Here is a 19,408-nt window from a genome sequence, read left to right as displayed (position 1 = left end):
TGGGGAGCGATGGCGCCACCATGTCGCCATCGGCTTCCCGCAGCGAACGTAAAATAGTGTCAAGCCTTATTTTATTTTTGGCCATAAATTAAAATAAGTGCCATCTCTATTTTAACCGGCTGCGATGCCGAAGCTCAGGTGAACCTCATGGAACGTGGACTCACGGGCCACTACGTCGACAGCGTCGCCGGTGGCGTACGCTGTCAGGCGTTCATTCCCGATGCGCTGCCGCCAGAGCCCCCGCTGGGGCTGGATGGCAAGCTGCAGGGGCGCATCAATCAGGCCATGCTGGCGCTGGGCCGTCTCGATGCCATCAGCACGCTGCTGCCCGATGCCTCGCTGTTCCTGTACAGCTATGTCCGCAAGGAAGCGGTTATGTCGTCGCAGATCGAGGGCACACAGTCCTCGCTCAGTGACCTGATGCTCTACGAGATGGAAGGCATGCCGGGCGTGCCCATGGACGACGCCCAGGAGGTCTCGTGCTACGTGAACGCCTTGACGCTGGGCGTGAGACGCGTGCGCGAGGGGCTTCCCATCGGCCACCGGCTGCTGATGGAAATGCACACCGCCCTGATGACTTCGGGGCGCGGCATCAATCGTGGGCCGGGCGAGTTTCGCGGCAACCAGGTCTGGCTGGGTGGGCACCGCCCCGACGAGGCCGTCTTCGTCCCGGCGCCGCCCCAGCACCTGGCGGAATGCTGGTCGGCGCTCGAGCGCTTCATCAACGACGTGCCCGAGGCCACCGATCCGCTGATCAAGGCGGCGCTGACCCACGTCCAGTTCGAGACCATTCACCCCTTCATGGATGGCAACGGGCGCCTGGGGCGCCTGCTGATTCCGCTGATCCTGGTCGAGGCCGGCATCCTAACCGAGCCCTTGCTCTACCTGTCGGTGTTCTTCAAGAAGCACCGGCAGGTCTACTACGAACGCCTCCAGCAGGTTCGTGTCACCGGCGACTGGGAAGCCTGGCTGCTGTTCTTCGTGGATGCCGTGGCGGACACCGCGACCCAGGCCGTGACCACCGCACGGCGGCTCAACCAGCTGCGCGAGCAGGATAAGGCGCGGCTCGCCGAGCTTGGCCGTCAGGCGGGGTCGGCCGGATTGCTGCTCGATGCATTCTTCGAGCAGCCCATTGCCAACATCGGCCACCTCTGTGAGCGCGCGGGGCTGAGCCCGGCCACCGTCGGCAAGCTGCTGACGACGCTGGAAAACGAGCTCGGCATCGTGCAGGAGCTCACCGGACAGAAACGCAATCGCATCTACGCCTATCGGGCCTATATCGACATTCTCAATCAGGATCCCTCATGACCCAGAACGATATCGTCCAGAAGCTGTGGAACCTCTGCGACGTGCTGCGCGACGACGGCATCAACTACTCGGACTACGTCACCGAACTGGTGCTGCTGCTGTTCGTCAAGATGGAATACGAGAACACCCAAGCCGGCCTGCTCAACGCCCACGCCCTGCCGGAGGGCAAGCGCTGGCCGGACCTGACAAGCCGCTCCGGGCTCGAGCTGCTGAACTTCTACCGACAGATGCTGCTAGATCTCTCGCAGAGCAACGACCGGCTGATCGCCGCCATCTATGATGACGCCCAGACGCGCCTGCGCGAGCCGCGCCACCTGGAACAGCTGATTCGCGATCTCGACCGGATCGACTGGTTCAGCGCCCAGAAGGACGGCCTGGGCGATCTCTACGAGGGCCTGCTGGAGAAGAACGCCAACGAGACCAAGTCGGGCGCCGGCCAATACTTCACGCCCCGCGCCTTGATCAGCGCCATGGTGCGCTGCATGCGGCCCCGGCCAGGCGAGCGCATCCAGGACCCCGCCGCCGGCACCGGCGGCTTCCTGATTGCCGCCGACCAGTACATGCGTGACCAGACGGATGACTATCTGGATCTGGAGCGCTCCCAGGCCGACTACCAGAAGCTCAAGGCCTTTGTCGGCATCGAGCTGGTGCCTGGCACCCGTCGCCTGGCGCTGATGAACTGCCTGCTGCACGGCATGGAAGGCGACGACGAGGGCGTGGTGCATCTGGGCAACGCCCTGGGCCAGCAGGGCGCTCAGCTCGACCGCGCCGACGTGATCCTCGCCAACCCGCCCTTCGGCACCGCCAAGGGCGGCGGTGGACCCACACGCGATGATTTCTCCTTCAAGACCAGCAACAAGCAGCTGGCCTTCCTGCAGCATATCTACCGCGGGCTGAAGCCCGGTGGCCGCGCCGCCGTGGTGCTGCCGGACAACGTGCTGTTCGAGGCCGGGCAGGGTACCGAGATCCGTCGCGACCTGATGGAAAAGTGCCACCTGCACACCATCCTGCGCTTGCCTACCGGCATCTTCTACGCCCAGGGCGTGAAGACCAACGTGCTGTTCTTCAGCCGCGGCACCGCCGAGAACCCGCATCAGGACGAGGGCTGTACCGACAGCACCTGGGTCTATGACCTGCGCACCAACATGCCGAACTTCGGCAAGCGCACGCCTTTCACGGAAACTCATCTCAAACCCTTCGAGCGCTGCTACAACCCCAACGGCGCCGATGCCCTGAGCGAGCAGCTCGACGCTCGGGAGGAGGGCGACTGGAGCTTCGGCGCCGAGGAGATCGAGGCCGACAGGGTCGCCGGTGCTGACGATGCCAATGCCGGCGTGGACGACAAGCTGCAGACCTCGCGCTGGCGCCGGTTCAGTCGTGAATGGATCCGCGACACCAAGGGCGATTCCTTGGATATCACCTGGCTCAAGGACGCCGACAGCCTGGAAGCCGAGAACCTGCCCGAGCCCGACGTGCTGGCCGCCGAGGCAATGAGCGAGCTCACCGAGGCCCTGCGCGAACTCGACGGCCTGATGGCAGCCCTCGGCAACGAGGACGAGGCCACCGCTCAGAAGACGTTGCTGGCCGAGGCGTTGGGCCTTGGCGATGGCACTGATGCCGAAGGTGATGAGGTAAAGGCATGAGTGAGCGGAAATTGCCGGAGGGGTGGGCAATGACCTCTATTGACCAGGTTTCCATCAAGGGGGAGCAGCGAAAGCCCGATGCAGGAGAGCAGTTTCTATATGTGGATATCGGCAGTATTGATAGGGAAAAGAAGATAGTATCTACTGCTCATGAGCTGTTCGGTTCGGATGCCCCAAGTCGGGCGCGGAAAATGATACGTGCTGGTGATGTATTGGTATCGCTCACGCGGCCGAACCTGAATGCGGTGGCATTAGTGGGCAAGGAATACGATGAACAGATTGCCTCGACGGGTTTCGAGGTGATCAGGCCTGTTGGTATGGATAGCCGGTTTCTTTATTATTTGGTGAGGTCGAAGGCATTTGTAGATGCCATTTCCGGAAGGGTTCAGGGGGCTCTTTATCCTGCTGCCAAGAGTCATGACGTCAAGAACTACCAGTTTTCATTGCCGCCTGCCCAAGAGCAAAGATCCATCGCCAATAAGCTGGATGAGATGCTAGCTCAGGTCAATAACTTGAAAGCCCGTCTGGATGCCATTCCCGCTATCCTCAAGCGACTTCGGCAGTCCGTGCTGGAGGCAGCAGTTAGTGGAAGGTTGACGAGTGATTGGCGGAAAGAAAGCCGACTGAACCCTGCCATTGAGGTAGAGTTAGATTGTGTGATTGATAAAGGGCCTCAGAATGGAATTTATAAACCGTCAAGTGCCTATGGCGAGGGTGTGAGAATAATTCGTATTGATGGCTTCTATGACGGGGAGCTGATTCCTTGGTCTGGCATGAGGCGCCTGGAAATCTCTTGCGAGGAACTTGGGAAATGGCGGGTCAATGCTGGAGATATTCTGATAAATCGGGTTAATAGTATTGAGTATTTGGGAAAGTGCGCTCTCGTGAGGGATGTGCCTGAAGAGGCAGTGTTCGAAAGTAATATCATGCGCTTTTCAGTTGATTCTGAGAAAGCAATTCCAGGATATGTGATGCGCTGTCTTGGTAGCAGTTCTTTGAAGCGTCAGCTCGTCGGTAAGGCTAAGCATGCGGTGAACCAAGCAAGTATAAATCAAAAGGATGTGAAGAGCTGTGTTATACCGCTTCCTCAGGTTGAAGAGCAGGCTGAAATCGTCCGCCGTGTCGATCAGCTCTTTGCCTTTGCCGATCAGGTGGAGAAACAGGTCGAGAATGCCCAGGCCCGAGTCAACAAGCTGACCCAGTCCATCCTTGCCAAGGCCTTCCGCGGCGAGCTCACCGCCGACTGGCGCGCAGAAAACCCCGAATTGATCAGTGGCGCACATTCCGCCGAGGCGTTGCTGGCGCGGATCAAGGCCGAAAAGGAAAAGCTGAAGCCGGCGAAATCGCGGCGGGGAAGCAAAACGAAGCAGGCGTCGATGCCGGTCTAAGACCGGCAATGACTGTAGCAAGAGCACCTTATACCCGTTGAAAGGGAGCGATATATCATGAGCGCACTCGAGACGCAGGTCCTCAAGCTGCTCGAGCTACATGCTCCGGTGAAGGCGCGAAAGCTGGCGAGCATTCTGGCGGATGAGTTTGGCAAGCATGTCGATCGTAGCGACGTGAATGCCATGCTCTATCGGCTCCAGAATGATGGCGTCGTCAAGAAGGACCCGCAGCATCAGTGGCAGCTTGTGGCCGGGCCATCGTCGACGGCGCAGGAGCCTGCAGCGACGCCTCTCGATGAGGCATCTCCTGCGCAGCCAGCCATTACCTTCACGGCAGAGCAGCAGGCCGTTATCGACCTCGATCCGACGCAGCATCTGCTGGTTCGCGGGCAGGCCGGCAGCGGCAAGACCACCGTGCTGGCGGCTCGGGCCGGCAAGATCATCTCGGCGATGGGCAAGGGCTCCCTGCTGTTTTTGACCTACAACGCCGCGCTGTGTGCCTACGTCAAGAAGGCCTTCAAAGAGGCCGGCATGACAGGCGATGTCGACGTCAGGACGTTCCATGAGTGGTCCAGGTCCACGGCCAGGGAGCTGGGATACGAGTTCGCGGGCTGGGTCGATGGCAAGCAGCGGGCCGAGAAACTCAAGGAGCTGGTGGCGGAAGCCGAAGCGGAGGTCGGGCATCATCGGCTCTACGAGCTCAAGAATGATGCGGGTCTGGTGGCCTGGTGGGGCGACGAGATTGCCTGGCTCTTCGGCCAGCATATCACCCGTCTGGATGAGTATCTCGATGTGGAACGGACCGGCCGTGGCACGGCGGTTCGCGTGACGCAGGAAGATCGACGCTTTGTCTGGTGTGTCTACGAGCTTTATCAGGAGTGGCTCGAAGAGACCCGGCAGGAAGACTACGATAATCCTGCGGGCGTCCTGCTGCATGCGATGCTCGAGCGCGGAGGCGATCTGCCGAACGAGCTTCGCTATGACCACCTGATGATTGATGAGGTGCAGGACTTCGACAAGAGCTGGCTGCTGGTGGCCGCTCAGGTGCCGCGCGTTTCCCTCAGCATGGCGGGTGATCTGGCGCAGAAGATCTATCGCAGGAGCTTTACCTGGTCGTCGGTCGGCATACAGGTGGTGGGTGGTCGCTCACGCAGACTGTCGGCCAGTCATCGTACGACGCAGCAGATCATGGATGTGGCAGAGCTGCTGCTGACGGATAACGATGTGGCACAGAGCGATGATTATCTAGCACCCGTCCGACCGCAGAAGAATGGTGAAAAGGTCCGGTTGCTGATCTCGGACAGTCCTCGCGATGCCTACGAGCAGGGATACGATTTCGTGGCCGAGCACTACAAGCGGCTGCGTACGACGTCAGTGGCCGTCGTGATGCCGTTCGCGCGCCAGCTGTATCCGGCCCATAAAGCCCTGGAAAAGCGGGACATGAAGGTGAAGAAGGCCAAAGGCGCCAGTCTCGGTGGTTTTGGCGGTGGCGTGGTCGTAACGACGTACCATCAGTTGAAGGGGCTCGAGTTCGACCATGTCGTGATCATGGGCTTACACGATACCCAGTATCCGGGTCGCCTTCTGGAAAACGTCGCGGAAGAAGACATGGCGCAGGAGACAAGCCTGCTTCGCCGTGTTCTCTATGTGGCAATGACCCGTGCGAAGCAGAGCGTGACGCTGGTCGGCTCGCTCCCTTTCTGTCGCTTCTTTGATCGGGTGCCGGATGAGTATCTGGTGAGCACAACGGGTAATCGAGATCAGTAGCGCTCTGGCAGTGCGAGGCCTGTCACAGGAGGTGATCAGTTGAAATCAGTATCATCCTACAGTGCGCTGGACAAGCTGGGGCGTGTCAGGCTGTCCAGGCATTTTTTCATGCGTGACTTTCTCTATAGCGAGATCGCCGCCCATCATGGCGTGAGGAATGTTCCCGACAACCCGGAGCTTGCAATCGAGGCGGGAAGGCATCTTTGTGAGGAACTCCTCGAGCCGCTGAATGCGACATTCGGGCGTATTGCCGTCAGGTCGGCGTTTCGATCCTGTGACGTGAATGCGCTGGGCAACGAGAAGAAGCTCAACTGTGCCAGCAATGAAAGCAATTTTGCCGGTCATATCTGGGACAGGCGCGATGCCGATGATGGCATGGGGGCGACTGCCTGTATCGTCGTGCCGTGGTTCACGGATCAATATCAGTCCGGTGCGGACTGGTGCTCACTGGCCTACTGGATTCATGATCACCTGCCTTACAGCGAGCTGGAGTTTTTCGATGGCCAGGGGATGTGTGCCTTCAATCTTTCCTGGCACCAGACGCCAAAGAAGAACATTACCAGCTGGATGAAGCCCCGCGTCTTGATGAAGGGTGGGCATGACCAAGGTGGTTTCTCCGACTGGTATGAAGATTTTCCGCCTTTCCGGAAGGAATAGCGGACAGGGGGAAGGCATCATCGCCGACGAATAGGCCCGGCTCTTACTCCCGCTCGCTCTTCGTCGCGCGCAGCAGCACCCGGTCCATGCCCCGGGTGCTCAGCACCCGCTTCAGCGCGGCGAACAGATGGGTGGGGACGGTCACGGCGTAGCGGGGCCTGGGGCGCTTGCTCTCCAGGGCGTGGACGAGCTTGTCGACCACCGCCTCGGGGCCCAGGGTGAAGGGGCCCTTGCCGTCCTCGCTGGCAAGGCGAGCTTCGACCTTGACGTAGGTGTCGGCGTGGGCGCTGCGGGCGGCGTCGATGTTGGCCCGGTAGGCGCGGTAGGCGTTCTCGCGGAAGCGGCTGGCGATGGGGCCGGGCTGGATCAGGCTGACGTGGATGCCGCTGCCGGTGAGCTCCTGGCGTAACGTATCGCTCAGGCCCTCGAGGGCGAACTTGGAGCACACGTAGGCGCCGCGGTAGGGCAGGGCGGCGAAGCCCAGCACCGAGCTGTTGTGCACGATGCGCCCATGGCCCTGAGCGCGCATCATCGGCAGCACCTTGGTCGTGAGCTCGTGGGTGCCGAGCAGGTTGGTCTCGAGCTGCTCGCGCAGCACGTCCCGGCTCAGGTCCTCCACCGCGCCGGGCTGGCCGTAGGCGCCGTTGTTGAACAGCGCCGTCAGCCGCCCGCCGGTGCGCTCTCGCACTTCGGCCACCGCGGCTTCGATCGAGGCGCTGTCGGCCAGATCCAGCCGCAGCGCCTCCAGGCCATCTGCCTCGAGCCGGGCCACGTCCGCCTCGGCCCGGGCGGTGGCGAAGACCCGCCAGCCGCGCTTGGCCATGGCATGGGCCGCGGCCTGGCCGATCCCGCTGGAACAGCCGGTGATCAGCAGGCTGCGCGTCGTCTCGTAGCGTTCCGGCATTCTCGTGTCTCCTTCCATCATTCCGTGTGTCTCGGGATCGCTAGCCGCTGACCAATCGCGCCTGGCTGGTGCCGTTGCCCAGCGGTTCGACGCGGATCTGCACCGGAATGCGCTCGTGCATCTCCTGGACGTGGGAGATCACCCCGACGCGGCGGCCCAGTGCCTGCAGGCCATCGAGGGCTTCCATGGCCAGCGCCAGCGACTGCGGATCGAGGCTGCCGAAGCCCTCGTCGATGAACAGCGACTCGATGACCAGCTCGCCCGAGGCCATGGAGGCCAGCCCCAGCGCCAGGGCCAGCGAGACGAGGAAGGTCTCGCCGCCGGACAGCGAGTGCACCGAGCGGCGCTCGTCGCCCATGTCGTGGTCGACCACCAGCAGGCCGAGTTCGCTGCCGCCGCGCACCAGCCGGTAGCGTCGCGACAGCCCGCCGAGGTGGGCGTTGGCGTGCTCCAGCAGCTGTTCCAGGTTGTAGGCCTGGGCGATGCGCCGGAACGCCTTGCCGTCGGCGGAGCCGATCAGCTCACTGATCCGGCCCCAGCGGCGATGCTCGGCCCGCGCCGCCTCGAGTTCGGTCTGAGCGTCCTGCTGGCGCTGGCGCCGGCGGTCGTCGTCGCGCAGGGCATGGGCGGCCTCGTCGCGCTGCTGCTGGGCGGCGTTCAGCCGTGGCGTGAGGGCCTCGCGTTCCTCGGCGAGCGCCTCGCGACGACGGGCGATCTCGGCCTCGGCGCGCTCGTCGAGCAGCGTCGGGTCGCTGTCGTCGACCTCGACCAGCCCCTGCTCGCGGCGATGGTCGATCAGCGCCTGACGGCGTTCCTTGAGAGCGGCGGCGGCCTGCTGACGGGCCTGATCGGCGTCTTCCAGCTGCCGCCGCTGGCGCTCCGCCTCGTCGTCGGACTGGGCCAGCAGCCGGGCGAGGGTGGCGTCGTCCAGTTCGGGATGGGCCCGCCGCCACTCGGCCAGCTCGGCCTCGAGGGCGTCGCGCTCGCGGCGCAGCGCGTCGAGCCGTTCGCCTTCATGCTCGGCCTGCTGGGCGAGGCGCTGGTGCTCGGTCTGGGCCTGGTGATAGCGCGCCAGGGCCGCGTCTCGTGCGCCGGTAGCGTCCTGCTGACGGGCGTCGAGATGCTGCTGCCAGGCGTCCGGCGAGGCATGTTCGCCAAGGCTTGCCTCTAGCTGGGCGGCCAGGGCATCACGCTCGTGGCGCAGCGGCGGCAGCCGCTCGGCCAGCCCGGTGAGTTCCTGCTCGAGCTCGCTCTGCTGGGAACCGAGCCGGGCGAGCTCGATCTCGTCCCGATGCAGTGACTGGTTCAGCGGCGCGAGTTCGGCCTCGGCCCGGGCAAGCTCGTCGAGGACTTGCCGATGCTCGGCCCGCCGGGCCTCGCTGGCCTGCCGCTGATGGCCCAGCCAGGCCTCGCGCTCCTCGGCGGCAATGGCGGCCAGCTCGCCGTGCAGAGAATGCGCGTCGAGCGCCCGCTGCGCCTCGGCGCGTTGCCGATCGGCGTTGCCGAGGTCCTCGCGCTGCTGGGCCACCGAGGCCTTCAGGGCGCGGTATTCGCCCTCGATGTCATGGCGCTGCTGGTAGGCCCGATCGCGCTGATCCTGCGCCTGTGCCAGCTGGCGATCCTCTTCTGCCTGCTGGGCGGCAAGCTGGGCGGCCTCCGGCGAGGCGGGCGGCCGGTGACGCCAGGGATGCTCGAGCCCGCCGCAGACCGGGCAGGGCTCGCCCTCCGCGAGGCCCTCGCGCAGATAGATGACGCTCTCGCTGCGCACGGCGCGGCTGCGCTCGACGAAGGCCTGAATGCTCGTGAGGTGGCGCTCGGCGTCGTCGAGGCGCTGCCGGGCGGCCTGGCCTCGGCCGAGCAGTGCCTCGAGCCGCTGCTCGTGGTCCGTCAGGCGCGTCTTCAGCGTCTGATGGGCCTGCTCGGCGCGGCAGGCTTCCTGCCAGCGGCCGTGAAGCTCACCCAGTTCGAGTCGGCGCTGGGCCGCCGCATCGTGGGCCCGCTGGGCGGTCTGTCGGGCGCTGTCCAGGCTGTCATGGTCGCCGATCAGGCGCTCGAGGGCGGCGTGCCAGCGGTCGCGCTGCTCGCGTCGCTGGGCGTGGGTCGTGTCGGCCTGGCGCCGCTGCTCGGCGAGGGAGGCGGCGCGTCGACGGCGCTCCTCATGGGTGTGCTCGAGCTCCGCCAGCTGCTGGTCCTGGGTCGCGAGGCGCTGGGCCAGTTCGCGTGCCTCGCGCAGCGCGGGCTCGGCCTGCTGACGGGCGTCGGTGGCGTCCGCCAGCGTCTGTTCGGCGGCCTCGCTGGCGCTTCTTGCCTGTTCCTGTGTACTTTCGGCGTCGGTGAGCGCTCGCTGTGTCTTCTGGTGGTTGGCCTCCAGGGCCTCTAGCTCGCCGGGTAGGGCGGCCTGGCGCGTCAGCTTGTGGCGCTGGGGCAGGATCAGCCATCGCCAGGCCTGGTCGTCCCGGGCGGGGGCCTGCGTCTGCCAGGCCTGCTCGGCCTCGCGCTGGAGCTGCTGGCCCTCGGCGAAGGCGTGGCGCAGGCGCTCATCGTCGTCATGCCAGCGCTGCCTGGCCTGAAGCGATGCCGAGCGCTGTTGCAGGTCGGTGAGCGCTCGCTGGGTGGTCTCGGCGGCGCGCTCGAATTCGGCGCGGGCCTCGGGCTCGGCGGGCAGGTCGTCGGCGAGCCGGGCCTCGATCTTCTCCACGGCCTTCCTGGCGTCGCTCGAGCGGCGGTAGGCGGCCATCGAGATGGCGGAGTATTCGGTGGTGCCAGTCAGTCGCTCCAGCAGGTCGCTGCGCTCGTTGTCGTCGGCCTTGAGGAAGGCGGCGAACTCGCTCTGGGCCAGCAGCACGGCGCGGGTGAACTGTTCGAAGGTCAGGCCCAGACACTCCGGCAGCAGGCGGTCGAATTCGCGCTTCTGGTTGGTCAGCAGGCGGTCGTCGTCGAGATCGCGCAGCGACTGGTCGACGGCCTGCAGGCGGCCGTCGGCCTTCTCGCGGGCGCGGCGCACGGCCCAACGGGCGCGGTAGCGGCGACCGTCGCGGCCGAGGAAGTCGACCTCGGCGTAGCCGCTGGCTGTGCCGCGGCGCAGCAGGGTGCGCGGGTCGGCGGTGTTGAGCGTGGCGTCGCCGACGTCGGGCAGCGGCGCCTCGCGGCCGGGGGCCTGGCGCAGCCGGGGCGTGCCGCCGTAGAGCGCCAGGCACAGGGCGTCGAGCAGGGTGCTCTTGCCGGCGCCGGTGGGTCCGGTGATGGCGAACAGCCCGGCCGCATCGAGCGGCGGGGCGGTAAAATCGAGCTCGAGCGGGCCGGGGATCGAAGCCAGGTTGGCCAGGCGCAGAGCGAGGATCTTCATGCGGAGTCCTCTTCGCCTGAGTCCAGCACGTCCTGACGCAGCCGGTCGAAGTCGGCGAGCACGTCGTTGTCCGGCGGCTCGCCCCAGCGGCCCTGCCAGGTGCGTTCGAACAGCCGGCGCGGGCCGAGCGTCTCGAGGTCGACGCGCTCGGGGGCGTCCTCGGCCGCGACCTGCGGCAGCCGGCGCTCCAGGCGCAGCAGGCGAAGCGGCCTGCCCTCGAGGGCGGCGTCGACCCGGGCGCGCAGGTCGGGCATCGGCGCCTCGAGCTCGACGCGCAGCTCCAGCCAGGGCCAGCGTTCGCGCGGCAGGGCATCGTCGAGTTCCAGCGTCTCCAGCTCGGCGAGTACATCCTCGAGCGGCGCGGGGCCGAGCCGGTGCATGGCCACCGGGCGCGGCACGGGCAGGGATTCGACCCCGGCCAGCCGCTCGCCGTCGAGGGTCGCCTCGACCACCTGGTGGGCGTAGTTGAGCTCGCTGAAGTCCAGCGGCAGCGGGCTGCCACTGTAGCGGATGCGCTCGTCGCCGACCTTCTGGGCGCGATGCAGGTGGCCGAGCGCCACGTAGGCGATGTCGTCGGGGAACAGCGCGGCGGAGATCGACTCCTCGCCGCCGATCACGATCGGCCGCTCGCTGGCCTCGGAGACGGCGGCGCCGTGAAGGTGGGCGTGGCTCATGGCGACCAGCGCCTGGCCGTCGCCTCGCTTCTCGCGGGCGGCGTCGATCAGTTCGTGATGGACGCGGTTGATGCCGGCGACGTAGTCGTTGGGCGCTTCCTCATCCTTCCCGGCCTCGTCGGGGGCCAGCTGGCCGGTGACCTCGGCGGGGCGCAGGAAGGGCAGCGCCAGGCACCAGGCGCGGGTCTCGCCGCTGGCGTCGGTCAGCGGCACCAGCAGGCGCCCGGCGTCGAGGCGGCCGTCGTCGAGCCAGCGTACCCGACCCCGGGCGTGGGTACGCAGGCGCTGCATCAGCGGCGCGGGCAGCTCGATGCGGTTGCCGCTGTCGTGGTTGCCGGCGATCAGCACGATGTCGAGTGTCGGCAGCCGCTCGTGGGCGCTGACGATGAAGTCGAACAGCAGCTCCTGAGCGCGCAGTGAGGGATTGACCACGTCGAAGATGTCGCCGGCCACCAGCAGGGCGTCGGCGTCGCGTTCGACCAGGGTCTCGAGCAGCCAGGCCAGGAAGGCGCGGTGCTCCTCATGGCGCTCCTGGCCGTGGAAGCTCTGGCCCAGGTGCCAGTCGGCGGTGTGGATCAGTCTCAGCATCGGCTCCCCGGTGTTCCGTCACACGGTCGAAAAGGCCTAGTCTAACCCGAGCGATGCCGACAGATCAGGGAGCCCCGCGCCGATGAATCCCCTTCACGACTGGAATCTTTCTCCCGCCGAGGCCATCGCCTTGCAGAAGCGGCTGGCAGGACTGGTGGAGCGCGAGGATCGGCTTGATCCGGTCCGTCGCATTGCCGGGGTGGATATCGGCTTCGAGCAGGGCGGCGAGATCACCCGCGCCGGGGTGGTGGTGCTGGCCTGGCCGCCGGCGGGCGAGGGCGCCTTCGAGGTGATCGAGCAGGCGGTGCACCGCGAGCCGACGCGCATGCCCTACGTGCCGGGGCTGCTGTCGTTTCGCGAGGTGCCGGCAGCGCTGGCGGCCTTCGACCAGCTCTCGGCCCGGCCGCAGCTGGTGATGGTCGACGGCCAGGGCAGCGCCCATCCGCGCCGGCTGGGGGTGGCCAGCCACCTGGGGCTATGGCTCGACCTGCCGACCATCGGGGTGGCCAAGACGCGGCTGTGTGGCCGCCACGACGAGCCGGGGCCGGAACGGGGCGACTGGACGCCGCTGGTCGACAAGGGCCCCGACGGTGAGGAGACGATCGGCGCGGTGCTGCGCTCGCGGCACGGGGTGAAGCCGGTGTTCGTCTCGCCGGGGCACCGGCTGTCGCTCGCCTCGGCGCTGGAGTGGGTGGTGGCCTGTCTGGGACGGACCAAGCTGCCGGAGCCCACGCGGCTGGCCGACCGGCTGGCGTCGAGACGGGATTAGAAGCGGCGCTGAGCCGATCCTTTCCGCCCTGCTTGCCATCCAGGGCCGGGCGGTCGACCATGGCGCCCTTCTTTCACCATCGGGATGCCCGCCATGACCGCTTCTGTTCCTTCCCCGCTCGAGGCCACCCGCGCCTGGGTCGAGACCTTCGTGGTCGGCCTCGAGGTGTGCCCCTTCGCCGGCCGCGAGGTGGCCCGCGACAGCATCCGCTACGTCGAGCTGGACGCCAGCGACCTGGCGGCCGCGCTGATGCGGCTGATGGAGGAATGCTGGCATCTCGACGAGCATGCCGAGACCGAGACCACGCTGGTGGTGGTGAGCGAGGGGCTGGCGGACTTCGACGACTACCTGGACGCGCTCGGCATGGCCGAGGCACTGCTGGAAGAGCAGGGCTACGAGGGCATCTATCAGCTGGCGAGCTTCCACCCGGGCTACGAGTTCGAGGGCGAGGCCGTGGACTCGCCGCGCAACTTCACCAATCGCTCGCCCTGGCCGATGTGGCACCTGATCCGCGAGGCCGGGCTGGAGCGAGCGCTGGAACACTACCCGGACCCCGAGGCCATTCCCGAGCGCAACGCGGCGCTGATGGAGTCCAGGGGCCATGACGCGCTGGCCGCCTCGCTGGCGGCGCTGCGCGGGGCGTCAGGAAAAGAGGCTTAGGCTTTGTCTGGAAAGGCGACGAGCGAAGGATAGACAAGGCAAAAATCAGTGAAAAAGCGGAGTTTACGAGCTGTAAATGAGCATTTTGATCGGACCCGCGCCCGAGCTGATTTTTAACGCGGTATAGCCGAGCGCAGACAGTTTTCAGACATTGCCTAGTAGATTTCCTGCCAGGAGGCGGCGGTGGCACCTCCGCCGCTGCCGGCGATCAGCCCCAGGTTGTCCAGCGCCGCCTGGCTGTAGCTGAGGTTGATGCTACCGCTCAGCGGCAGGTCCGTATCGCCGTTATCACCGCTGCCCAGGCCGTCGGGATCGGTAGATTTCAGCATCACGAGGCCGCCGTAGAGATCGAAGGTGCCATTGGCCTTCAGGATCTGGCCGCCGGGTTTCACGATGATCAGTCCCTCGTGATGGGCCGTGCCGTTGAGCTTCAGCGAGCCTCCGCTCTCGACGATGATCACGCCCGACGTCGAGGCCTTGCTGTTCATCTTGGCCGTGCCGGTAACCGCGATGACCTGTGGTGCGGTTCGGGAAGGGGTCGAGGCGATCTTGTCATTCTTCGATGAGTAGATGATCGAAGGCGTCAGGCTGTCGACATAGTCTTCCCAGGCCTGGCGTGTTTCCTCGTAGTCGGCACTGACCGTCGCCCCATCGCTTTTGGCTGTTTCGTCGGTGAACCAGTCGTCGTTGTACAGCTTGGTCTGCGCGATCGCGTCGGCGTCGTCCTCCGGCGTCGTGGTGCAGCCGCTGCCCGAGCAGCCGAAGTCGCTGGGCAGGGGGTGGTCCTCGCCGTCGATATGGTCGACGCCGCTGGCCGAGCAATCGTCGCCGAAGCAGGTGAAGACGGCCTCCAGGTCCGGCACGGTCACATCGCTTGCCACCTGCGACAGGATCATGCGTTCGATGGGGCTATCCTCGGGCCCGGCATAGCCCCGTGACAGCACATAGGTGCCTGCGGCGAGCGAGGCCAGCCCTGTCTGTTCCTCGGCCTGCACCTCGTCGACGATGGCGTACTGATAGCGGGAAAAGGAGGAGGTCTCCGTGAGAGCGCTCCACGTCAGGGTGTCATCGGAGGCGCTGTCGTCGTCTTCCTTGTAGGCGCGGCGACCGGCGCTGACGCCGGCTTCGGCGCCCATGCGCGCCTGGGTCGCCATGCGCTGATTGCCGGTGATGCGCTCCTGCAGCAGGCTCGACTGAAAGGTGGAGACCGCCAGGATGGTGCCCATCGCGACCAGCACCAGGACCACCACGAGCGCCATGCCTCGCTGTTGTCTACAGGAGCTTGCCATCATGACTCCGGGGCCTTTTCCATCGCGCTCTGCATGGCCTGCTGGCGGTTGACCGCCACGAAGGTCAGCGGTTGCGCCGGTGCCCCATCGTCGGCCGACAGGGTCAGGGTGATCTCGACGCTGTGGGAGTCCTCTCCGGAGATGACGTCGAACCCTGAGATCCCGCTGATCAGTGACATGGTGTTGTCCAGGCCTTCAAGGCACACAGGATCTATCACCAGCTCATCGCCCTCACGGGAATAGGTGAGCGTGATGTCTCCCGTGCCATTCCCGGGGCAGTAAGCGCTGCGTCGAACGCCGTTCAGCGTGAGCTCGCTGCCATCGTCACTGACCTCCAGCGCTCCCCTGGCGGTACGAATGTCCCGCATCAGGCTCTCTGTGCCGAAGGTCAGCGCCTGCTGGCGCTCGGCCAGCATCTCGCTGCGGTCCTGACTGCGACTGATGGTGAGGTAGAGCTGGGTGGCGCCGATCAGCACCAGCAGGCCGATCACCGTGGCGATCATCATCTCGACGAGCGAGAATCCCGCCTGATGCCGCGGCATGGACGTTTGGTACATCGGTTCAGGCATTGGGCAGCGCTACCGTGTAGGTCAGCCTGGAGACGTTTTCCGTCGCGATCTCGTCATCCTCATCGAGATAGGTGAAGCGTGCGTCGCTCCAGCTCACCGTGACGTCGATGCTGCAGGCCGCCTGGTCTTCCCAGCTCAGGCGGCTGCCGGAAAAGTCGGGCAGGTCGTCTGCCCAGTTGTCGATCCATTGCTGCTGAAGCGCATCGAGCTGCCCATCGCTCGGGCAGGCCAGGCCATTCTGCCGTCCCAGCCATTCCCACAGGCGCTCGCCGGCATCCTGGGCGGCGAGGTCGGCCACGGCGCGCTGATAGGCGACGTGGCCGCTCTGTAGCCCCTTGAGCTGCATGCCGGCCAGGCCCAGCAGGGAGATCGAGAGCACCAGCAGGGCGACCAGTGCCTCGATCAGGGTGAAACCGCGGGAAGACAGCACCGGGCGACTCCAGCGAGCAAAAATGTGCCGAAATGTTAACAGGCTGCCCTGAGCTGGCAAGTCGCTTGCTTGCGCGTCTCGCCGACGGGACGCCAGGCCGCTCAGACCACGTCCAGCGGCTCCTTGCCGAACGGGGCCGGGAATTCGGCCTCGAGGCGATCCAGGGCCTGGTCGTCGATGGTGGCCTGAAGGACGGCGGCGTTGTCGCGCACGTGGTCGGAGTGGACGGCCTTGGGCGTGGCGATCAGGTCGCGTCGGCCGTCGACCGGCCGGATCGCCCAGGCCAGCAGCAGCTGGGCCGGAGTGAGGCCCTGCTCGGCGGCCAGGGCATTGACCACCTCATTGCTGAGCGGGTCCTGCTGCAGCCGGCCGGCGCGGGCCAGCGGGCAGTAGCCCATCAGCGGCATGTCGTGGTCGCGATGCCAGGGGCGCAGGGCGTGTTCGATGCCGCGAGAGCCCAGATGGTAGAGCACCTGGTTGATCGCACAGTCGCCGCCACCGGGGCGGGCATGAAGGCTTTGCATGTCGTCGACGTCGAAGTTGGAGACGCCGAAGCGGCGGATCTTGCCGGCCTCGCGCAGCCGTTCGAAGGCCTCCAGGGTCTCGTCGAGGGGAATGCCGCCGGGCCAGTGCAGCAGGTAGAGATCCAGATGATCGGTGCCCAGGCGCTCCAGGCTCGCCTCGCAGGCGGCGATGGCCGAGTCGCGGCCGGCGTTCCAGGGATAGACCTTGGAGACCAGGAAGGCCTCGTCACGGCGCCCGGCAAGCGCCTCGCCGACGACCTTCTCGGCGCCGCCCTCGGCGTACATCTCGGCGGTGTCGATCAGCGTCATGCCCAGATCCAGCCCCTGCTGCAGGGCGCGGACTTCGTCGGCGCGGGCGGCGAGCCCTTCGCCCATGTACCAGGTGCCCTGGCCGATGGCGGGGAGTGCCACGGCAGGTTCGTGAGACGTTGCCGGCAGGGTGACGCGAGCGGGTTGAGTCATGGCGTTTCCTTGTCCGTTGTCGTGGTAGGTGCTGGCTTCCAGTCTGGAGATGCTGCCGCGGTGGCGCAATCCGCCCTTGTTCCACGGCATGATCATCCCCATGGTCTATCGTGTAGAGGCAGAAATTCCGACCATCCAAGCGCAAGGAGTCGACATGAGCATTCAGAAGAATGGCAGCGCCGTCTGGCAGGGCGGCCTCAAGGACGGAAAGGGCACGGTATCCACCCAGAGCGGCACGCTGACCGAGGCGCCCTACAGCTTCGCCAAGCGCTTCGAGGACGAGGCCGGCGCCAACCCCGAGGAGCTGATCGGCGCCGCTCACGCCAGCTGCTATTCCATGGCGCTGTCGATGATCCTCGGCGAGGCGGGCTACACGCCGGACCGCATCGCCAGTCGGGCCACCGTCACCCTGGCGCCGGACGACAGCGGCTTCAGCATCAGCGCCATCCACCTGGAGACCCGCGCCAGCGTGCCCGGCGCCGACGAGGCGGCCTTCCAGGACGCGGCCGAGAAGGCCAAGGCGGGCTGCCCGGTGTCGAAGCTGTTCAACGCCGAGATCACCCTGGACGCCAAGCTGGACTGACGTCATCACTTTGATCGCTGGATTCACGAGGCCACCTGCGGGTGGCCTCTTTCGTGTTCGGCGTACGGGGAAGAGGACGCACGGCGTCAGCGGCTGCGGCGGGCGGCGTCGACCAGGGCGCGGATCAGCCGCTGCTGGGGGCGATTGAAGATCAGCCACTCCGGGTGCCACTGCACGCCGATCAGGAAGTCGTGCTCGCGGGACTCGATGGCCTGCACCAGGCCGTCGCGGTCGCGGGCGACGATCTCGATGCCCCGGCCGGCCTCCTGCACCGCCTGATGGTGCAGGCTGTTGATGCGGCACCAGGTGACGCGAAGGATGCGGTAGAGCCGGCTGTCGCCGACGATGTCCACCGTCTTGCGCGGCAGCACGGTGCGCCGCCGCTTGAGCCCCTCGTAGGTGGTGTAGATGTCCGGATCCAGGGTGCCGCCCTGGTGGACGTTGATCAGCTGGGCGCCGCGGCAGATGCCGAGCACCGGCGTGTCGGCGGGAATGAAGCGCTCGAGCAGCGCCAGCTCCAGCTCGTCGCGTTCGGGGTCGACGCGCACGTCGAGCTGGATCTCGCCGCCGTAGTGATGGGCCTCGATGTCGTCGCCGCCGCCGATGATCAGGCCGTCGAGCGCCTCGGGCCGCGGCCGCGAGGGCGACAGCCGCAGCGGACGCCCGCCGTGACGCCACACGGCGAACCAGTCGAACCACCAGGCGATGCGGCTCTTGCGGTCGGAGGTGGTGATGCCGATCAGCGGGCGTTCGCTCTGCCTCATGCGTGCCCCAACCTCCGGCGCAGCGAGCGCCAGACCCGCACCGGCCAGGCCGGCCGATGGCGCGCCAGGTACTGGGCGCCGCGCTCGGCCAGGGTCTCGGGCGTGGCGGCCAGGGTCTCCACCTCCAGCCAGCGGTTCCACTCCTGCACGGCGCCCCAGCCCGGCTCCGAGAGCTGGGCGTTGGGCAGCCGGTAGTGGTAGGTCGGCCGCGGCTTGACCAGATGATCGCCGAGCAGCTCGTGGGGATGCTCGGGATGCAGGTGGGCGAACAGCGGCAGCAGGTCGAGCTCGCGGTTGCGGGTCGGGTTGTACTCGAGATAGTCGTCGATCAGCGTCTCGAGGTCCGGCGCGTAGCCGGGGTCGAGCACCTTGAGCGCATAGGCCCGCGGGAAGGGATTGGCGTGGGGCAGCACCTCGCGGGTGATGTCGACCTGGATCTGCTCGCGCAGCCAGCGGGCGCTGAGCAGATAGGCGCGCAGATGGGCCAGCAGGCTCTCGACGTCCAGGCGCGGCGCCTCGGGGTTGAGGTGCAGGCCGAAGCCGTAGAGCAGGCTGGCATCGGTGCCCTTGGCGCCGTGCTGGCGCAGTGCCTCGAACAGCGCATCGAGCTCGCCGAGCTCGTCCCAGGGGACCGGCGGGCAGACGATCTCGGTGGGCACCAGGCCGGTGACCACGTCGCCGATCAGCTCCCGGGTGCGCTCGTGGAACTCCTGGCGCATGCGCTCCCACTCGCTGTCCTGGCAGGCCTCGGGATCGACGCGCTGTTCGTCCGGGTGGGCGTACTGGGTGTCCAGCTCGATGCCGAACTCGCCCCAGCGCGTTTCCTTCACCTTCAGGCGATGGGGGCTCAGCACCTCGACCTCGCCACCGAACAGCGACTGCACCAGGCAGGCGGTGTCGTGCGGCGGCAGGCCGGCGAACTCGATTTCAACGCCCACGCGGCGCGGCTTTCCTTGCGCATTGTCGGGCACGGGTGGCGGTTGCGGCGTCATGACGGCATCCTGTGTGACGGTATCGGCAGCCTAACATCGCTGCCCAGGATTCTGATATTGCGGACCCCCAACGCACGGAGACCCCACGTTG

17 protein-coding genes are annotated in these 19,408 nt (G+C 66.3%); 8 read left to right on the top strand and 9 right to left on the bottom strand.

Features of this window, described 5'->3' with window-relative positions:
• Positions 1 to 147 precede the first annotated feature (147 nt).
• From MYL53_RS07380 to MYL53_RS07360, 5 genes are all read left to right on the top strand, one after another.
• A complete protein-coding gene (locus MYL53_RS07380; RefSeq protein WP_247852972.1) occupies positions 148 to 1,308 on the top strand; it encodes a Fic family protein in 1,161 nt (386 codons plus the stop codon).
• The gene (locus MYL53_RS07375; RefSeq protein WP_247852971.1) at positions 1,305 to 2,951 is read left to right on the top strand and encodes a class I SAM-dependent DNA methyltransferase; all 1,647 of its coding nucleotides are present in this window, start codon (positions 1,305 to 1,307) and stop codon (positions 2,949 to 2,951) included. The genes MYL53_RS07380 and MYL53_RS07375 overlap by 4 nt, the downstream gene beginning before the upstream one ends.
• A gap of 29 nt (positions 2,952 to 2,980) precedes the next feature.
• Positions 2,981 to 4,339, top strand: a complete 1,359-nt coding sequence (locus tag MYL53_RS07370) for a restriction endonuclease subunit S (RefSeq protein ID WP_247852970.1) — start codon at positions 2,981 to 2,983, stop codon at positions 4,337 to 4,339.
• 57 nt (positions 4,340 to 4,396) lie between these two features.
• The gene (locus tag MYL53_RS07365; RefSeq protein ID WP_247852969.1) at positions 4,397 to 6,106 is read left to right on the top strand and encodes a UvrD-helicase domain-containing protein; all 1,710 of its coding nucleotides are present in this window, start codon (positions 4,397 to 4,399) and stop codon (positions 6,104 to 6,106) included.
• A 108-nt stretch (positions 6,107 to 6,214) separates the two neighbouring features.
• Positions 6,215 to 6,763 (top strand): hypothetical protein, encoded by a 549-nt coding sequence (locus MYL53_RS07360; RefSeq protein WP_247852968.1) that lies wholly within the window; start codon positions 6,215 to 6,217, stop codon positions 6,761 to 6,763.
• A gap of 43 nt (positions 6,764 to 6,806) precedes the next feature.
• On the opposite strand, the gene MYL53_RS07355 is transcribed toward MYL53_RS07360, so the two are convergent.
• The 3 genes from MYL53_RS07355 to MYL53_RS07345 are packed head-to-tail and all read right to left on the bottom strand — an operon-like array spanning position 6,807 to position 12,275.
• Positions 6,807 to 7,667, bottom strand: coding sequence for an SDR family oxidoreductase (locus MYL53_RS07355; protein ID WP_247852967.1), 861 nt, complete (start codon positions 7,665 to 7,667; stop codon positions 6,807 to 6,809).
• 40 nt (positions 7,668 to 7,707) lie between these two features.
• Positions 7,708 to 11,013 carry an AAA family ATPase gene (locus MYL53_RS07350; RefSeq protein ID WP_247852966.1) on the bottom strand — a complete coding sequence of 1,102 codons (3,306 nt, stop codon included), beginning with the start codon at positions 11,011 to 11,013 and terminating at the stop codon, positions 7,708 to 7,710.
• A complete protein-coding gene (locus MYL53_RS07345) occupies positions 11,010 to 12,275 on the bottom strand; it encodes an exonuclease SbcCD subunit D (RefSeq protein ID WP_247852965.1) in 1,266 nt (421 codons plus the stop codon). Before MYL53_RS07345 ends, MYL53_RS07350 begins: the two co-directional genes overlap by 4 nt.
• An 82-nt stretch (positions 12,276 to 12,357) precedes the next feature.
• Between MYL53_RS07345 and nfi the strand changes: the two genes are divergently transcribed.
• Both nfi and MYL53_RS07335 read left to right on the top strand, forming a co-directional pair.
• Positions 12,358 to 13,044 (top strand): deoxyribonuclease V, encoded by a 687-nt coding sequence (gene nfi, locus MYL53_RS07340; RefSeq protein ID WP_247852964.1) that lies wholly within the window; start codon positions 12,358 to 12,360, stop codon positions 13,042 to 13,044.
• Between the two features lie 93 nt (positions 13,045 to 13,137).
• Positions 13,138 to 13,704, top strand: a complete 567-nt coding sequence (locus tag MYL53_RS07335; RefSeq protein ID WP_247852963.1) for a DUF1415 domain-containing protein — start codon at positions 13,138 to 13,140, stop codon at positions 13,702 to 13,704.
• A gap of 155 nt (positions 13,705 to 13,859) precedes the next feature.
• Here the strand turns inward: MYL53_RS07335 and MYL53_RS07330 are convergent, their stop codons facing one another.
• The 4 genes from MYL53_RS07330 to MYL53_RS07315 form a co-directional block, all read right to left on the bottom strand.
• Complete coding sequence (locus MYL53_RS07330; protein ID WP_247852962.1) at positions 13,860 to 14,963, bottom strand: pilus assembly PilX family protein; 1,104 nt, start codon at positions 14,961 to 14,963, stop codon at positions 13,860 to 13,862.
• Positions 14,964 to 14,992: 29 nt separating this feature from the next.
• Entirely contained in the window at positions 14,993 to 15,535 is a 543-nt protein-coding gene (locus tag MYL53_RS07325; protein ID WP_247852961.1) for a PilW family protein, read from the bottom strand.
• Between the two features lie 19 nt (positions 15,536 to 15,554).
• Complete coding sequence (locus MYL53_RS07320; protein ID WP_247852960.1) at positions 15,555 to 15,992, bottom strand: type IV pilus modification PilV family protein; 438 nt, start codon at positions 15,990 to 15,992, stop codon at positions 15,555 to 15,557.
• 101 nt (positions 15,993 to 16,093) lie between these two features.
• Positions 16,094 to 16,978, bottom strand: a complete 885-nt coding sequence (locus tag MYL53_RS07315) for an aldo/keto reductase (RefSeq protein ID WP_247852959.1) — start codon at positions 16,976 to 16,978, stop codon at positions 16,094 to 16,096.
• 154 nt (positions 16,979 to 17,132) lie between these two features.
• Between MYL53_RS07315 and MYL53_RS07310 the strand changes: the two genes are divergently transcribed.
• Positions 17,133 to 17,561 carry an OsmC family protein gene (locus tag MYL53_RS07310; RefSeq protein ID WP_247852958.1) on the top strand — a complete coding sequence of 143 codons (429 nt, stop codon included), beginning with the start codon at positions 17,133 to 17,135 and terminating at the stop codon, positions 17,559 to 17,561.
• Positions 17,562 to 17,647: 86 nt separating this feature from the next.
• On the opposite strand, the gene MYL53_RS07305 is transcribed toward MYL53_RS07310, so the two are convergent.
• Complete coding sequence (locus tag MYL53_RS07305) at positions 17,648 to 18,325, bottom strand: gamma-glutamyl-gamma-aminobutyrate hydrolase family protein (RefSeq protein WP_247852957.1); 678 nt, start codon at positions 18,323 to 18,325, stop codon at positions 17,648 to 17,650.
• Positions 18,322 to 19,317 carry an amidoligase family protein gene (locus MYL53_RS07300; RefSeq protein ID WP_247852956.1) on the bottom strand — a complete coding sequence of 332 codons (996 nt, stop codon included), beginning with the start codon at positions 19,315 to 19,317 and terminating at the stop codon, positions 18,322 to 18,324. Before MYL53_RS07300 ends, MYL53_RS07305 begins: the two co-directional genes overlap by 4 nt.
• Positions 19,318 to 19,408 lie beyond the last annotated feature (91 nt).

Origin of the sequence: Halomonas getboli, from assembly GCF_023094245.1 — a bacterium.
Lineage (GTDB): Bacteria > Pseudomonadota > Gammaproteobacteria > Pseudomonadales > Halomonadaceae > Halomonas > Halomonas getboli.
The sequence above is the reverse complement of the archived record's forward strand: the minus strand, read 5'-3'. Positions and strand labels throughout refer to the sequence as shown.